The sequence below is a fragment of the Neptuniibacter halophilus genome, assembly GCF_030295765.1.
Taxonomy (GTDB): Bacteria; Pseudomonadota; Gammaproteobacteria; order Pseudomonadales; family Balneatricaceae; genus Neptuniibacter; species Neptuniibacter halophilus.
Window position 1 is genome coordinate 337,131 of record NZ_AP027292.1, and the last position, 15,075, is coordinate 352,205.

The following is a 15,075-nucleotide window of genomic DNA, read 5'->3' on the forward strand; positions in this document are numbered from 1 at the left end:
CAGAGTTGATATGATTTTCAGCTATGGATTATAAGCCAAACCGCCGCCCAGGGCCGTGCCACAGGGCGGCAGTTTGTTAACTTCTGGCGGCGATACGTAAGCGCACCCGGTTGGGTAGTTTAGGGTTGAAGATACACTGGATCTCCGCATTGCTTTCACGCTCGTAATACATCAGTACTCCGGCACCCTGATCAAACCAGCGCGCTTTATCAAAGTCCTGACTGTGCCAGTAGGAGGCCCACAGAGAGGAACCTGCGGCACGCCGTTTAAAAGCCAGACGGCAGGACTCTTTTGCCTGCTCCTGATAGCGATCCTGCCAGCATTCAAGGTCTTTTTTGCAACGGCTGAAAGCTACCCGGGTATTGGTTCGTTTGTAGAACTGCACACACTGACTGCGCAGTGCTGCGTTAGCGTATTCACGGCATTTGCTGAGATCCGCTTCATTGGTCTGGGCCCAACCCTGCAGAGGCAGGAACAACAAGATCAGAGGTAATAACTGGCGCATGGTCTTTCCCTGGGTTTGCACAGATTCAGAGTGCAGTTTACACCGCCCTCAAATATCTAACCAGTCAGGATCGAATGGCGTATAATTGGCCATTTTCCCGGATATACCCTATGCAACGCGCCGACCTGCTTCTGGTTGAACTGAACCTTGCTCAATCCCGCACCCACGCCCAGCGACTGATTAAAAATGGTCAGGTTGAAGCCTGTATCAAAGATCACTGGCAGACGTTGACCAAGCCGGGACTGAAACTGGAAACCGACACCCAGTTTCGGATCGAGGAGGATCTGGCAGACCGTTTCGTCTCTCGCGGTGCACTTAAACTGCTCGGCGCACTGGAGCGCAGCGGTTTGTCTGCAGAGGGTCTGACCGCCATAGACGTGGGTCAGTCGACCGGTGGCTTTACCGATTGTCTGTTACAGGCGGGTGCCGCCACGGTCGTGGGTATTGAGGTGGGTCACGATCAGTTAGCCGGGAAACTGCGACAGGACAGCCGGGTTCACTGCTACGAAGGGATGAACGCCCGGGAGCTCCCCAAAGCACAGTTACTCGAGCACACCGCAGGCAACGGCTTTGATCTGGCTGTCATGGACGTTTCTTTTATCTCGCAGTGTAAAATTCTGCCCTCACTGGCCGGGCTGATTGCCCCGGGCGGTACGCTGATCAGTCTGGTTAAACCACAGTTTGAAGTCGGCAAGGCCGGCGTAGGTCGCGGCGGTATCGTCCGCGACAGTAGCCTTTACGCTGAAGTCAGAACCAAGGTTGAGGATTGTTGCAAAACGCTGGGCCTTGAGCCCCGCGATTATTTTGAAAGCCCGATAAAAGGCGGAGACGGCAACCGGGAGTTTCTCCTGATCGCCGCGAAAGTCACTTCTTAACCGTGTAGTTGTAAACGATCTCGACTGCACTGCCGCCGTTTTCGTAGTGCACCTTTTCGCAGAGATCGGTCACCAGAGCAATGCCACGCCCGGAAAACATATTGTCCCCTTTGCTGCGCTTACTCAGCCAGTGATCATAGTCAAAGCCATCACCACTGTCTTCCACCCGTACCATCAGCCGACCGCCGGAAGACAAACGGGTGTGCTGCATAAACAGAGAAACCGAGCCGGTATTGAGACACTCCATCCGCTTTTCGCGCTCGCTGAAATAACTGGCAAACCCTTCCGGAGAAGATTTCATGCTCGATTCCAGCTTCAGTACCCCGTGGTCCAGCGCGTTCACGTAAAGTTCGGTCAGGATACTGAACACACTGTGCCAGTGATCACCGCCTCCCTCTGTTTCCTGTAACCGGCTCAGGGCCTGGGCAACCGGATTAATACGTGCCAGACTTTTGCCTTGCAGCTCCAGACTCCAGTTCCAGGTGTCCAGCGCCGCATCATCCGGCTCAACACCCGATTCACTGGCGACCTCCGCAGAAAATCCCTGCGCCGTCACCCGGCCGGGAACATCAATCATGGAGATATCATCTTTCTGGGTATGGGAGCCAACAAAGTCGTAGAGCCCTTTTAGAACCAGATCCACCAGACAACTGTCACTGCTCTGACCAAGCGCTGCAACCGCTGCAAGCAGACGCTCCTCACCAAACTGCTCCCCTTCAGCATCTTCCGCTTCCAGCACCCCGTCACTGAGCAGCAGGATTCGATCCTCCGGCTCAAGTTGGGTATGCTCAAAATGAAGCTCATGCAGGTTCGCAACGATACCCAGCGGTGGGTGATTAGAGAGCACCCGCTTTAATAAGCGCCCCTGAGAGATCACCAGAATATCCGGTAAGCCACCGTTCCAGATCTTTGCACTGCCATCATGGGCCAGCGTCACCATGCCACAGGCAAGGAACATCCCGGTCGGCAGCAGGCGCTGTAACTTGCGGTTGATCTGGGCCAGAATATCTTCCGCATCATAACCTTTCGTGGTCATGGCCCGGAATGTCTCAGACAGAGGCAGTGCCCCCACGGTGGATGTCAGGCCATGGCCGGTGAAATCACCGAGCAGCACATTCAGTTCACCATTGGGCCGAAACGCTGTCAGCAAGACATCGCCACTGAAAGTCTCGGCGGGCTGTTTGTGGATGCGTACCTGATCCAGCGCAACATTACTCGACTCAACGGCACCGCTGAGCAGTTGCTCGGCAACCTCCTCTTCACGGGCGCGCAGATAATAGAGCTGGTTAACCTGTCGATAGAGTTCTGCAATACGGCGCAGGGCAATGATCTTACCCTCCAGTAACTCGAACGGAAATGGTCGCTGAATATAATCGTCCCCGCCCACGCCAATGGCATTTCGAATCACATCCTGACCTTCAGCGCCGGTCACAAAAATTACCGGAATAAAGCGGTCTTCGGCCAGTGCTTTTATCCGCCGGGTCGCCTCAATACCATCCATACCGGGCATGTTGATATCCATCAGGATCAGGCTCGGCTGGAGCTCGATAAACTTTTCGATGGCCTCCTCACCGGTGCAGGCAAATGCCACCTCAAGCCCCATTCCACGGATCATCTGACCGAGAATCTCGCGGTTCAGACGGACATCATCAACGATCAGGACCAGCTTTTCGCTGTCCATCGACTGGCCTGGCTGCGGCATGATTAGTTCTCGATGGTTACAAACTGATCAAAATTGGCGATCATCAGAATTTTGCGTACTGACTCGTTGGGTTTGCTGATGATCACCCGACCACCCAGCTTCTCCGCATGCTCCTTGAGCAGCAGGATCATGCCCAGCGCGGAGCTGTCCATGTAGGTGGCTTTCGACAGATCAACCTTGAAGGTGGTACCGGCAGCACTGACATTACGGTAGGCGTCACGGAAGCCCTGATGCAGGGAATAATCAAACTGCTGCGAAACATTGATGTTAACGGTTTTGCTGTCGCTCGCGTTGTTAACGGATATTGTCATACTACATTCTCACTATAAGAAACTGATCCTGCCGGTTTAAGCCCGACAGATTTAAAACAATTCGATGTCGCCTTCATCCATGTCATTCTGAGCAACCGTGCGCATCTGGTTGCGGCTCTGCGCCTCCTGGCGCAGTTCACGGCATCGGGTCATACAATGCTCAGCCGCTTCCGGATTGACCTGATTATCTGCAGTGACCACATTCGAGATCAGCGCAGAAACCTCATTCAGGGAGTTCACATTGTGTTCTACCGAAGCCAGCGCCTGAGAGGAGATATCCTCAAACTGCAGTGAGCGTACCGCCTGATCCACACTGCCGCTCAACTGCTGACCAATATCGGAGATCTGCATTACCTTCTCATTCAGGTAATGGTTCATATTCGCCATATGCTCCAGCATATGGGCCATTTTATCCTTAGTGCCGATGGTATCGCTCATATCGGTTGAGGCCATGCTACCCACGGTGTTACGCAGGACTTCGATGGTCTCTTTTGCCGAACCGATCTCTTCGCGGATCTGATTATTCAGTTGTGCTGAGTTAATCGACAGGGTTCTGACTTCATCGGCGACCACCGCAAAACCACGTCCGGCTTCACCGGCACGGGCCGCTTCGATACTGGCGTTCAGTGCCAGCAGGTTGGTCTGACTGGCCAGCCCTTCTACGTTTTCGATCAGGCCAAAAATCCCGTCCAGTTTTTCCACCATATCATCAATATGGTGCACCGTTTCCAGACTGTTTTTGCTGACATCCACCATCACCTTAACAAACTGATCAAGGGTATAACCGGTTTCATTGATAAAGCCCTGAATGCTGAAACCTTCACTGTTACCCTCTCCCTCATGTGTCTGGTCGATGATTTCAGTGGTCAATGCTGCCTGCTGGCTGGCCAGCGAGTGCATGGTATGAAAGCTGTCGCTGAGCAGGTGCACCGATTCTTTTATCAGGCCGTCAACCCGGTTAACCTCCTGATTCACGATCATCGCATCATGCACCAGTGTCTCAGACACTTCACCGATCGCATTGCGCAGATGAGTGTCCACCGGATCACCGGGCTCTGCTTCAACTTTTTTCTGCGCTGCCGGCGCTTCGCTCTTTTGCAGCAGAAGGATCAGGACTGCCACCACGACAACAGCGATGGCGGCCCACTCGATCAGCGCTGCCAGACCCAGCAGTTTCGATACGGCCAGAACAATGGCTGCAACCAGGGCCAGCACCAAAATCAACTTTTTCTGTTTCATCCGAATAACCTCACTCATCCCGAGCTACGACAGGTGTTTAACCAGTTGTTTCGCAATCTTATCTAACGCCACGACTTCCCGTGCAGCACCAAGCCTCACCGCAGCCCCGGGCATTCCCCAGACCAGACTGCTGGCTTCATCCTGCACAATGGAATAGGCGCCAAGATCGACCAGACGCTTCATCGCTGCAGCCCCATCCTCCCCCATGCCGGTCAGCATCACGGTGGTGATATTACGCTGATCAAGCGCTTCCAGTGAATCGAACATCACTTCAACAGAAGGCTTATGACGATTCACCGGCGCCCGGGGATCCAGCTTACAGACATGTTCATGGCCATACTGAACCACCGTCAGGTGGTAATCTCCCGGTGCAATATAAACGCTGCCCGGATGCAGTACATCGCCATCACTCGCCTCTTTAACATTCAGGGTACAGTTCCGGTCCAGCCGGTTAGCAAAACGCTCACTGAAACTGGCCGGAATATGCTGGGTGACGATAATCGGCGGCATAGTCGCCGGCAATTGCACCAGAATATCGTGCAGCGCTTCTGTACCACCGGTGGAAGAGCCAATGGCGATCAGCTGATTGTGACGCTTAACGCCTCCCTGAAGAGGGATAGTACTGGCCGCAGGCTCTTTTGCCGCACTCGGGCGTCTAAATTTCAGTTTATTACTGGTTGAAGCGGCGGTTTTAACCTTGCCAATCAGCTCCTGCTGAAACTGCTGTAATGCACTGTCAGACTCAGCGGTGGACGGCTTGGCGATAAAATCAACCGCCCCCAGCTCCAGCGCCTGAAGCGTTGCATCCGCCCCTTCGTGGGTCAGTGTTGACAGCATGACCACCGGCATCGGGTTCAGTTTCATCAGATTTTTGAGGAAGGTCAGGCCATCCATTTTCGGCATTTCAATATCCAGCGTCAGCACATCCGGCTTTAACTGTTTAATTTTGTCCCGTGCATCATAAGGATCCACAGCAGCCCCTACCACTTCCAAACCTGGATCTTGCGACAACAGCTCCGTGAGGATACTGCGGACAACCGCAGAATCATCAACCACCAGTACCCGGGTAATATCCATAGGCTTAACTAGTACCTTCAAAACAGTTCTACATCTGTATCATCAAGATGCTGATTAACATCGACCTGATAGGAGCGCTCGGCCTCAATCAGGCGCTGGTCTTCACGATGATCCAGCTTATTAACCAACATCCTGCCTTCCAGCGGAAAGTAAGCCACTTTCCGCGCCTGATCACCGCCTAAATCTGAAGCTATCAGGTTTAGGCTTTCATCCTCAATATACTTAAGAATAAAGTCTATATTCTGCTGACCTATATTACTCATGCCGGCAATCATCCGGCCGCCTCCCGTCAGCTTGACCTGCATGTTATGACGACTGCAGCCATGCTTCATCAATTCATTGATCAACTGCTCCATCGCAAACAGTCCATAACGGGATGAACGGCACAGATCATCGCGTGCATCCCCTTCCGGCAACATAAAGTGGTTCATTCCGCCAAAACCGGCAACCGGATCATGGATACAGGCGGAGATACAGGATCCCAGCACAGTAGTGATCACCAGTTCGGTATTGGCAACGAAATAATCGCCGGGATAAACCTTAACCGCATAACACTTCCAGCGCGGCTCCCAGAACAGTTTGGCTCCGCTGAAGTCGTGTAACAGGGTCGGGGTCAGCATCTGGTCGCCCATCAGACTAGCCAACCTTGCGATAGATGGTTTTGCCCACCAGTTCAAACATTTTTGCCTGACGCGCCAGCGATTCAGAATGCCCGACAAACAGATAACCGTTGGGCTTCAGTAGCTGCGCCATGCGTTCCAGCAGGTTTGTCTGGGTGTTCTGATCAAAATAGATCATCACGTTTCGACAGAAGATAAAATCCAGCGGCCCCTGCATCGGCCAATCCTGCATCAGGTTAAGGTATTTAAAGGTCAGCATTTTCTGCAGTTCCGGTCTCACTTTAACCTGCCCCTGATTTTTCCCTTTGCCTTTCATAAACCAGCGACGGATCTGAGCCTGTGGTAAAGCCTTCAGGCGATCATGGGCATAGATCCCGGCCTGAGCGCTGCCGAGCACCTTAGAATCGATATCCGTAGCCAGCAGCCGTACATCCCAGTTGGTTGTATCTACGCCGGCTTCACAGAGTGTTATCGCCAGACTGTAGGGTTCCTCACCCAGAGAACAGCCGGCCGACCAGCCGCGCAAACGCCGCTGCCCACTGGCTTTAATCTCCGGAAGAATGGTGTCTCGAATAAATTCAAAGTGATGACGTTCACGAAAGAAGGCCGTGAGGTTAGTCGTCAGCGCATTGATAAACTGGGAAAATTCGGCCGGATTTTTATCCAGATGCTCGAAGTACTCGGCAAAACTGTTCAGCTTCAGCTCACGCAGCCGGCGTACCAGCCGGTTGTAGGCCATATCCTGTTTGTGATCTGCCAGCACAATTCCCGCATAATCGTACAGTTCGTCCCTAACCCTGATGAAATCCGCCCGTGAGAAAACAAACTCACGGTCTCTTTCAGGCTCTTTCGACATATCGTTTCCTTATGGCGGGCAACAACGAACAGCTAAAGCGGATAACCGGCTCCCTCATGGGGAGCCGGTCGGGAAGATTCAGTGCTCAGAACTCTTCCCATTCGTCATCACTGCCACCGGCCGGAACTATTGGCTGCGGCGGCAGATTACGTTTAACTTCCGGTTTTTTCTCTGCCGGTGCGCCCTGCTTTGCCAGTTCCCGAATCCGGTTAACCGAGCCCGTTGCCGGGGCCGCAGCAGCAACCTGTGCCTGAGATTCAGAAACCACAAACTGATTAACAAGACGTTGCAGTTGTCCTGCCTGATCTTCCATAGAGGAGGAAGCGGCTGCCACCTCTTCCACCAACGCAGCGTTCTGCTGGGTCCCCTCATCCATCTGGGTCACGGCAATGTTCACCTGCTCGATACCGATCGCCTGCTCACGGCTGGCGGCGGCTATCTCACTGATGATTGTAGAGACATTTTTGATCGCTTCCATGATCTCAGCCAGGGCTTTGCCGGATTCATCTACAAACAGGCCACCCTCTTCCACTTTTTCCACGCTGTCGCTGATCAGCTCTTTGATCTCTTTCGCTGCGCTGGCACTGCGCTGTGCCAGACTGCGTACTTCAGAGGCAACCACCGCAAATCCACGTCCCTGTTCACCGGCACGGGCCGCTTCCACCGCGGCGTTGAGCGCCAGCAGGTTGGTCTGGAAGGCGATCTCATCAATCACGCCGATGATTTCGGCAATTTTGGTAGAGCTGGCACGGATATCACCCATTGAGTGAACCACTTTGTTGGAGATTTCTCCGCCTTTCTCAGCCAGACTCTGGGCATCCGTTGCCTGCTTACGTGCCTCATCTGCGTTATCCGCGTTCTGTTTCACCGTACTGGTCATCTGCTCCATGCTGGCTGCAGTTTCCTGCAGGCTGGCAGCCTGAGCTTCTGTCCGGCTACTCAAAGTCGCATTCCCGCTGGAAATTTCCGAAGCACCGGTAGTGATACTCTGGCCGGCAGAACGAATCTCACCCACCATGTTATTCAGATTGCTGATCGAACTGTTCAGGGAGTCATTCAGCTCCGCAAATTCGCCCTGGAAGTCACCGCTCATCTGCTGGGTCAGATCACCGTCAGACAGTGCATTCAGTACCCGCTTCACTTCACGCATAGGTTCAACCACTGCATCCAGCATCTGGTTAACCCCGGTGGCGATGTTCTTCATAAAGCCAGAGTAAATTGATACATCCAGACGCTCGTTCAGCTCGCCCTGAGAGGCTTTCTGGATCAGATTCTCAACCTGTTCTTCCGCAATAAGCTGATCGGTAATATCCATCCACTCAACCACAGTACCCAGGCGGTTGCCGGTTTCATCGATAACCGGATTGGCGATCAGGCTGAAGCTGCGTTTACCCACTCGGATTTTGCCGCGGTAGGTCGATTTCAGGCTCTCCAGCATCCGCCGCTGATGATCCGGGTTCTTGTGGAACAGGTCAAAATTGGAGCCCAGTATTTTATCGGTGTCAAAGTCTGGCAGTTGCTCACGGATATCCTCCTGAGCGTTGCGCATCATGTCCAGTACCGCTTCGTTACAGTAGATAATCTCACCGTCATTGTCGGCCAGCATGACATTGGAGGAGACGTTATCCAGCGCCACTTTGATACGCTGAGCACGACGCCCGGCTTCTTTCGCGTCATTGACCTCATAGCCCAGTTTCACGGCAAGGATTTTAACAATCCGCTTCAGTTCACCTGCTTCACCCGCTTCATCCAGCGGAATGGGTGCCAGATACTCACCCTCGGTGACATCCAGCATATGCCGTTTCGCCTGATTCAGTGGCTTGATCACTTTGCTGGACATGCAACTGTTGGCACCAAACAGCATAATCAGGAACGCAACGATCGGCCCGATCATCAGACTGGCACCCGGCAGGCCTGCCAGATAGAGCCCGGCATCAATCAGCAAAGCAGCCACAACCGCAATAATCGCGTACTGCGTCAACTGACTGGACAAATTGGAGCTGGAAACAGAGCCCGGTGCCGGCAGGCTGGCTTCATTACGCTTCAGCTTGGCATAGAGCGCACTGGAAGCCGCGACCTCTTCTTCACTGGGGCGGGTGCGAACCGACATGTATTCAACGATCTCGCCATTCCGGAAGATCGGCGTCACATTGGCCTTAACCCAGTAGTAATCGCCATTTTTACAGCGGTTTTTCACCAGCTTGGACCACGGACGACCCAGCTTCAGGGTATCCCACAGATCCTTAAAGGCTGCCGGAGGCATATCCGGGTGACGAACCACATTATGGTTCTTACCCACCAGCTCCTCACGACTGAAACCACTGACCTCGACAAAATCGGGATTGGTGTAGGTAATGATCCCTTTAAGGTCCGTCTTTGTTACAAGTTCCTGACCATCTCTGAGCTTTACCTCTCGATCTGTAACCGGCTCATTGATCTTCATTGTTTAACCTCCGCACCCAGTGCTTAAACATCGCTTCTTGCTGGCTGTTCAATGGCCAGTTCATCGGAATTCATCAGTTCATCGATGTCCATCAGGACAATCATTTTATCTTCCTGCGCAACCAGACCGGTGATGAACTCAGTGTTTATCACCCCTCCGATCTGCGGTGCCGGCTGAATCTGATCAGCCGACAGGGTATAGGTTTCAGCAACCGCATCCACCACGATCCCCATCACTCGTTCACAACTTCCGCTGTCTACCTTGATTACAATCACCACGGTGGTGGGTCCGTATTCCAACCGTTTCAGGCCAAAACGCTGGCGCAGATCGATCACCGGAATGATCGCTCCACGCAGGTTCAGAACACCTTTAAGGTATTCAGGCATATCCGGGATATGGGTCACCGGAGTCCAGCCCCTCAGCTCCTGAACCCTGAGGATATCGATACCGTACTCTTCGTTATCCAGCAGGAAACTGAGGTATTGCTGACCATCGACCTGATGGCCCGCCTGCCCGGTCTCCAACTGCCATTCAGCGTCCGTCATGCCACGACTCCCCGCGGGTTGTGCCCCTGTTCATTGTGAAATATTTCATTCCGTTTCTGCGCCGCCTTCGCGGTTTCAAAGTCCAGTCCGCGTTTCATCAAACCGGCAATATCAAGGATCAGCGCAACACTGCCATCACCGAGGATGGTCGCACCGGCAAAGCCTTCAAGCCGTTTGAAATTAACTTCGAGACTTTTGATCACCACCTGCTGCTGGCCATAGAGCTCATCCACCACCAGCCCTACTTTCTGGCCGCCGTTTTCTACAATGGCGATCAGACTGTTGTCGGCCTGCTCTTCAAGTTGCGGCAGTTTGAACAGGGAGCGCAGATTAATCAGCGGGATATATTCGTCACGGAAATGCAGCAGTTTGTGCTCGCCGGCAATCGGGCTCATGGCATTTTTATCAGCCAGAATCGTTTCGACAATGGAGATCAGCGGTACGATGTAGGTCTGCTCCTCGACCCGGATCAGTTGCCCGTCGAGAATCGCCAGCGTCAGCGGCAGACTGACGCTGAAGGTGGAGCCGTGTCCCGGCTCCGATTTAACCTGAACATGGCCACCCAGGGATTCAATATTCCGACGCACCACGTCCATACCCACGCCGCGACCGGACAGATCGCTGACCGCATCGGCGGTGGAGAAACCGGGCTTGAAAATCAGTTCATTGATTTCGCTGTCAGAAAGCTGCTGATCGGCAGTAATCAGGCCGTTATCCAACGCTTTCTGATAAATTTTTTCGGTATTCAGGCCACGCCCGTCATCGGTGATATCGATAATGATAAAGCCACCCTGATGGTAAGCATCCAGCTCAACCCGACCGGTTTCAGACTTACCCGCGGCGACGCGTTCTTCAGGCATTTCCAGACCATGATCCAGAGAGTTACGGATCAGGTGAACCATAGGGTCACCGATCTTCTCCATCACGGTTTTATCAATCTCGGTCTGCTCACCCTTGATAATCAGTTCAACTTTTTTGCCCAGCTTACCGCTGACATCATGGACCAGACGCGGGAAACGGTTAAATACGAAGCTGATTGGCAGCATTCGCACCCGCATCACATCTTCCTGCAGATCCCGGGTGTTACGTTCCAGTTGTTCGAGACCTTCCTGCAGCCGCTCCACTTCAGAGCCTGCTGCAATCTCAGCCAGTTCAGCACCCACCTGCCCCAGCATCGCCTGAGTGATTACCAGCTCACCCACACGGTTGATCAGCGCATCAATCTTATCGGTATCCACCCGGATAGAGCTGCTTTCTGCAGCCGCTTTTGGCTTACGTGCTGCGCTGGCCGCAGGTTTAGCGGCAGCGGCCGCAGCCGGTTTGCCCGGAGCGGCAGGTTTGAGGAGAGGACACAGGTTCAGCCTGCGCGGCAGCCTGCACCGGAGCGGCTTCTTCAGCTACCGGTTCAATCGGGGACTGCAGCGCTTCGATCTGCAGATCGCACTCATCCTCAACCCATTCAAAAACTTCGGCTACCTCTTCCCGGTCACAGTCAGAGTAAATCTCCAGCTCCCAACTGAGGTAGATCTTTTCCGGGTCCAGCTCCGTCAGATCCGGCAGCGCCTGCGCCACAGGCGAAACCACCAGGCGCCCCAGCTCAGCCAGGGCCTGAAACATGTACGCCGGTTCATTTCCGGTTTCCAGCAAGCTCGGTTTAGGCCGGAAACTTATCCGCCAGCCCGACACCTGCCCGGACTGCCCTGCTGCCGGGGCCTCTGTTAACGCAGTTTCGGAGCAGCGGCGAATATTCAGCTCGCACTCGTCTTCCACCCACTCAAACACTTCGCGGATTTCCGCTTCGTCACAGTCCGAGTGCAACCGCAGGGTCCAGTTAAGGTGAATCTGTTCCGGATTCAGCTTGGAGAGTTTCGGCAACTTTTCAGGGTTTACCTGCACCTCCAGACGGCCAGATTCGGCCAGAGTCTGGAACATAAAGATCGGTTCATGGCCCGCCTGTAACAGGTCAGCATGGGGCAGGAACTCAATCTCCCAGTACCCCTTACCGGATGTCCCGTCGGATGTTTCGACCGGCATCGGCGTCTCGTCAGGGGTTTCAGCCACCCCCTCTGCGCCTAAGGCCTGCTCGAGCCGCTGTCGAACCTGAGCAATCACATCCGCATCCGCTTCAGGCCCCTCCTGAGTCGCTTCGAGCAGCATCTTCATGCAGTCGACCGACTCCAGCAGCAGATTTACCAGCGGCGGTGTAATGCTCTGTTTACCGCTGCGCAGTTCATCCAGCAGGGTTTCGACCACATGGGTAAAGTCCGCAACTTCGCTGAAACCGAACGTGCCGGCACCGCCTTTGATGGAGTGGGCGGCCCTGAATATTGTATTGATCGTTTCTTCATCGGCCGAATCCAGATTCAGCAGGCTGGACTCCATCACCTCCAGCCCTTCGTAACTTTCTTCCATGAAAGTCGCAATAAACTGTGAAAGATCAATAGACATAGGTTTCTACCGTACGACGCGTTTAATAGTGCTGAGCAGCTTTTCCGGGTTAAATGGCTTCACCAGCCATCCGGTAGCGCCTGCCGTTTTACCACGCTGCTTCATCTCGGGTGAGCTCTCGGTTGTCAGCACCAGAATAGGGGTAAATTTGAAAGCAGGCAGCTTACGCAACTCTCCACACAGGGTAATGCCATCCATAATTGGCATGTTCACATCGGTCAGGACCAGATCGAATCGTGCGCCCTGAGCCTTGGTCAGAGCCTCCTGCCCGTTTCCGGCCTCTACAACCTGATAACCCTCCTGTTTCAGGGTAAAGGTCACCATATTTCTCAGGGAAGCCGAGTCATCAACAACTAAGATGCTAGCCATGTAAATCTCTCCAAAACATCAGGGGGCAAGTAATTAATCTGCATTGAGTGAAAGGGACTGACTCAGGCCAAGCTGTTCAGCCGTCTCAATAAGAACAGTGGATGGGTTTTGCCACTGGCAGGATTTATTCGCAGCACTGGCTTTGCGCACAAAGGCCAGCAGCAACTGCATCGCAGCGGTATCTACCCGGGCAAGCTGATCGGCTTCGAGCAGCAGAGGCTCAGGTTCATTAACCAGATCAATCAGCTTATTTTTCCATTCTGTGACATTTGCTATAGAGAGCTCTTCGGGCAATTTAAGGGTACTACCAGTAGCCATAGATTGTTTTCCTTTGTTCCACTGAGCGATCAGGTTCTGGTAAGTACTTCCATACCGAACGGGCGACCAACAAATCTCATTATAAAATTCGCTTAACTACAATAATATGTCAAAGGGTTTTCCAGAAAACCATATGATTTTTCGGCTTTTTTTGACTTTCCTACTACTCAGGTAGTAAAGCTGGTTAATCTTTATCCGCTGCTCACACTGCCCTTTCCCGGCTTCAGCTCTGCAACTGCAACCGGGCGATACTTCTTCTTTCTTTTGTTCGGCGCAGGATCGCGGCCTTCTCCTCTTCACTTTCTTCGCTCCAGGCCAGAATTTCAGACAACGAGCGATAGCAGCCCAGACAGACATCGTTATCATCCAGGCAGCAGTTTCGGATACAGGGAGAAGCGTTTTGTTTTTTAGCCTTGCGTGGATCAGTAAGCATGTTTCGTTCCTTGATAGATGCCGGGGGCAGCAGAGAGCACCGATTTATCGTGAAGTTCAGCCATTAAGCATAGCAGAAAGCTGAACAAAACCTGTCTGGGGAACCTATTCCTTTGTGTTGCATCAAAAGCGGAGGTAGCCAAGCCTTAATTAACCCACAGGTGAAGAGCATGAACAAACTGATTCCCGTCTCCCTATTAACCCTGAGCATGCTGTTACAGGCGCCATTGGCCAGCGCCGGCAGCAACGCAAAAGAGATGCCCGCGAGTACGCCCCCGCTGGCTGAAAACCTAGCTCTGGCGACATTTGCCGGCGGCTGTTTCTGGTGCACCGAAGCCGACTTTGAAAAACTGGAGGGCGTAGTACAGGCGATTTCCGGCTACAGCGGCGGCGAAGAAACTAACCCCACTTATAAGCAGGTTTCTGCCGGCCGTACAGGACATACGGAAGCGGTTCAGATTTACTATAACCCTCAGGTCATCTCCTACGAGGGACTATTGCAGCGGCTCTGGCGTGAAATGAATCCATCCGATGGTGATGGTCAGTTCGTAGATCGTGGCAAACAGTATCGCCCTGCCGTGTTCTACCACAATCAGGCGCAGAAACAGTTAGCAGAAGCTTCACTGGCCGCACTGCAGCGCTCCGGCGTTTTCCCCAAACCTATGGCCACCGAAGTAAAACCTTTTACAACGTTTTATCCGGCCGAGGAGTACCATCAGGATTACTATTTCAAAAATCCGATCCGTTACAGTTATTACCGCAATGGCTCCGGTCGGGATCAATTCCTGAAACATATCTGGGGAGAGCAACTGGAACTCGACTACAGCCAGTTCAGTAACCAGCAATCCGCAGCAGACTTCCCGGCGGGCAGGTATGTGAAACCCTCCGAACACTATCTGCGTCATACCCTCTCTGATCTGGAATATGAAGTGACTCAGGAAGATGGCACCGAGCGCGCCTTTGATAACCCCTACTGGGACGAAAAACGCGAAGGGATTTATGTGGATATTGTCAGTGGTGAGCCGCTGTTTTCCTCTACCGACAAATACAAATCCGGCACCGGATGGCCCAGCTTTACCCAACCCATTCAGGGTGTTTCGATTGTAGAGAAAGAGGACAACTCACTGTTTATGACCCGCGTGGAAGTACGTAGCCCGATCGCGGATTCGCACCTCGGCCATGTGTTCAGTGATGGACCTGCCCCAACCGGTCTGCGCTACTGTATCAATTCAGCAGCGCTGCGCTTTGTGCCAAAAGAGGAGTTAGAACTGCGCGGTTACGCAGAGTACAGCCAGCTATTTAAGTAAACAGACAGGTGGTTAAGTAAACAGACAG

Annotated in this window: 16 protein-coding genes; 2 read left to right on the forward strand and 14 right to left on the reverse strand. The window is 53.2% G+C overall.

The window, feature by feature from the left end; translation table 11 throughout:
* Positions 1–76 precede the first annotated feature (76 nt).
* Positions 77–505, reverse strand: coding sequence for a hypothetical protein (locus QUD59_RS01660; RefSeq protein ID WP_286239166.1), 429 nt, complete (start codon positions 503–505; stop codon positions 77–79).
* A gap of 110 nt (positions 506–615) precedes the next feature.
* Here QUD59_RS01660 and QUD59_RS01665 point away from each other — a divergent pair, with 110 nt between their 5' ends.
* Entirely contained in the window at positions 616–1,380 is a 765-nt protein-coding gene (locus QUD59_RS01665; RefSeq protein WP_286239168.1) for a TlyA family RNA methyltransferase, read from the forward strand.
* Here QUD59_RS01665 and QUD59_RS01670 read toward each other — a convergent pair.
* The 13 genes from QUD59_RS01670 to QUD59_RS01730 all read right to left on the reverse strand — a co-directional run bounded on the left by QUD59_RS01670 (position 1,370) and on the right by QUD59_RS01730 (position 13,741).
* The gene (locus QUD59_RS01670) at positions 1,370–3,082 is read right to left on the reverse strand and encodes a SpoIIE family protein phosphatase (protein WP_286239170.1); all 1,713 of its coding nucleotides are present in this window, start codon (positions 3,080–3,082) and stop codon (positions 1,370–1,372) included. The two genes, QUD59_RS01665 and QUD59_RS01670, sit on opposite strands and share 11 nt — an antisense overlap.
* 2 nt (positions 3,083–3,084) lie before the next feature.
* Positions 3,085–3,393: an STAS domain-containing protein gene (locus QUD59_RS01675; RefSeq protein WP_286239172.1), complete on the reverse strand. Its 309-nt coding sequence runs from the start codon at positions 3,391–3,393 to the stop codon at positions 3,085–3,087.
* A 51-nt stretch (positions 3,394–3,444) separates the two neighbouring features.
* Positions 3,445–4,632, reverse strand: coding sequence for a methyl-accepting chemotaxis protein (locus QUD59_RS01680; protein WP_286239173.1), 1,188 nt, complete (start codon positions 4,630–4,632; stop codon positions 3,445–3,447).
* Positions 4,633–4,656: 24 nt separating this feature from the next.
* On the reverse strand, positions 4,657–5,730 hold the full coding sequence (locus QUD59_RS01685) for a protein-glutamate methylesterase/protein-glutamine glutaminase (RefSeq protein WP_350227790.1): 1,074 nt from the start codon (positions 5,728–5,730) through the stop codon (positions 4,657–4,659).
* Positions 5,727–6,341, reverse strand: a complete 615-nt coding sequence (locus QUD59_RS01690) for a chemotaxis protein CheD (protein WP_286239174.1) — start codon at positions 6,339–6,341, stop codon at positions 5,727–5,729. Before QUD59_RS01690 ends, QUD59_RS01685 begins: the two co-directional genes overlap by 4 nt.
* A gap of 4 nt (positions 6,342–6,345) precedes the next feature.
* Entirely contained in the window at positions 6,346–7,185 is an 840-nt protein-coding gene (locus QUD59_RS01695) for a CheR family methyltransferase (RefSeq protein WP_286239175.1), read from the reverse strand.
* Between the two features lie 85 nt (positions 7,186–7,270).
* On the reverse strand, positions 7,271–9,628 hold the full coding sequence (locus tag QUD59_RS01700; RefSeq protein WP_286239177.1) for a methyl-accepting chemotaxis protein: 2,358 nt from the start codon (positions 9,626–9,628) through the stop codon (positions 7,271–7,273).
* Positions 9,629–9,651: 23 nt separating this feature from the next.
* Positions 9,652–10,173 carry a chemotaxis protein CheW gene (locus QUD59_RS01705; protein WP_286239179.1) on the reverse strand — a complete coding sequence of 174 codons (522 nt, stop codon included), beginning with the start codon at positions 10,171–10,173 and terminating at the stop codon, positions 9,652–9,654.
* Positions 10,170–11,411: a chemotaxis protein CheA gene (locus QUD59_RS01710; protein ID WP_286239181.1), complete on the reverse strand. Its 1,242-nt coding sequence runs from the start codon at positions 11,409–11,411 to the stop codon at positions 10,170–10,172. The genes QUD59_RS01705 and QUD59_RS01710 overlap by 4 nt, the downstream gene beginning before the upstream one ends.
* A 58-nt stretch (positions 11,412–11,469) precedes the next feature.
* Positions 11,470–12,621, reverse strand: a complete 1,152-nt coding sequence (locus tag QUD59_RS01715; RefSeq protein WP_286239182.1) for an Hpt domain-containing protein — start codon at positions 12,619–12,621, stop codon at positions 11,470–11,472.
* A 6-nt stretch (positions 12,622–12,627) separates the two neighbouring features.
* Complete coding sequence (locus QUD59_RS01720; protein WP_286239184.1) at positions 12,628–12,990, reverse strand: response regulator; 363 nt, start codon at positions 12,988–12,990, stop codon at positions 12,628–12,630.
* Between the two features lie 33 nt (positions 12,991–13,023).
* The gene (locus QUD59_RS01725) at positions 13,024–13,308 is read right to left on the reverse strand and encodes an STAS domain-containing protein (RefSeq protein ID WP_286239186.1); all 285 of its coding nucleotides are present in this window, start codon (positions 13,306–13,308) and stop codon (positions 13,024–13,026) included.
* A gap of 223 nt (positions 13,309–13,531) precedes the next feature.
* The gene (locus tag QUD59_RS01730; protein ID WP_286239187.1) at positions 13,532–13,741 is read right to left on the reverse strand and encodes a DUF1289 domain-containing protein; all 210 of its coding nucleotides are present in this window, start codon (positions 13,739–13,741) and stop codon (positions 13,532–13,534) included.
* 169 nt (positions 13,742–13,910) lie between these two features.
* On the opposite strand from QUD59_RS01730, the gene msrB reads away from it, so the two are divergent.
* Entirely contained in the window at positions 13,911–15,047 is a 1,137-nt protein-coding gene (msrB, locus tag QUD59_RS01735; protein ID WP_286239189.1) for a peptide-methionine (R)-S-oxide reductase MsrB, read from the forward strand.
* Positions 15,048–15,075: the final 28 nt, after the last annotated feature.

What these genes read in the sequence shown, in the direction of transcription:
- QUD59_RS01675 (WP_286239172.1), bottom strand. Translation starts at nt 3,393, where the DNA reads ATGACAATATCCGTTAACAACGCGAGCGACAGCAAAACCGTTAACATC.
- msrB (WP_286239189.1), top strand. Translation starts at nt 13,911, where the DNA reads ATGAACAAACTGATTCCCGTCTCCCTATTAACCCTGAGCATGCTGTTA.
- QUD59_RS01660 (WP_286239166.1), bottom strand. Translation starts at nt 505, where the DNA reads ATGCGCCAGTTATTACCTCTGATCTTGTTGTTCCTGCCTCTGCAGGGT.
- QUD59_RS01670 (WP_286239170.1), bottom strand. Translation starts at nt 3,082, where the DNA reads ATGCCGCAGCCAGGCCAGTCGATGGACAGCGAAAAGCTGGTCCTGATC.
- QUD59_RS01665 (WP_286239168.1), top strand. Translation starts at nt 616, where the DNA reads ATGCAACGCGCCGACCTGCTTCTGGTTGAACTGAACCTTGCTCAATCC.
- QUD59_RS01730 (WP_286239187.1), bottom strand. Translation starts at nt 13,741, where the DNA reads ATGCTTACTGATCCACGCAAGGCTAAAAAACAAAACGCTTCTCCCTGT.
- QUD59_RS01695 (WP_286239175.1), bottom strand. Translation starts at nt 7,185, where the DNA reads ATGTCGAAAGAGCCTGAAAGAGACCGTGAGTTTGTTTTCTCACGGGCG.
- QUD59_RS01690 (WP_286239174.1), bottom strand. Translation starts at nt 6,341, where the DNA reads ATGGGCGACCAGATGCTGACCCCGACCCTGTTACACGACTTCAGCGGA.
- QUD59_RS01715 (WP_286239182.1), bottom strand. Translation starts at nt 12,621, where the DNA reads ATGTCTATTGATCTTTCACAGTTTATTGCGACTTTCATGGAAGAAAGT.
- QUD59_RS01720 (WP_286239184.1), bottom strand. Translation starts at nt 12,990, where the DNA reads ATGGCTAGCATCTTAGTTGTTGATGACTCGGCTTCCCTGAGAAATATG.
- QUD59_RS01680 (WP_286239173.1), bottom strand. Translation starts at nt 4,632, where the DNA reads ATGAAACAGAAAAAGTTGATTTTGGTGCTGGCCCTGGTTGCAGCCATT.
- QUD59_RS01700 (WP_286239177.1), bottom strand. Translation starts at nt 9,628, where the DNA reads ATGAAGATCAATGAGCCGGTTACAGATCGAGAGGTAAAGCTCAGAGAT.
- QUD59_RS01705 (WP_286239179.1), bottom strand. Translation starts at nt 10,173, where the DNA reads ATGACGGACGCTGAATGGCAGTTGGAGACCGGGCAGGCGGGCCATCAG.
- QUD59_RS01725 (WP_286239186.1), bottom strand. Translation starts at nt 13,308, where the DNA reads ATGGCTACTGGTAGTACCCTTAAATTGCCCGAAGAGCTCTCTATAGCA.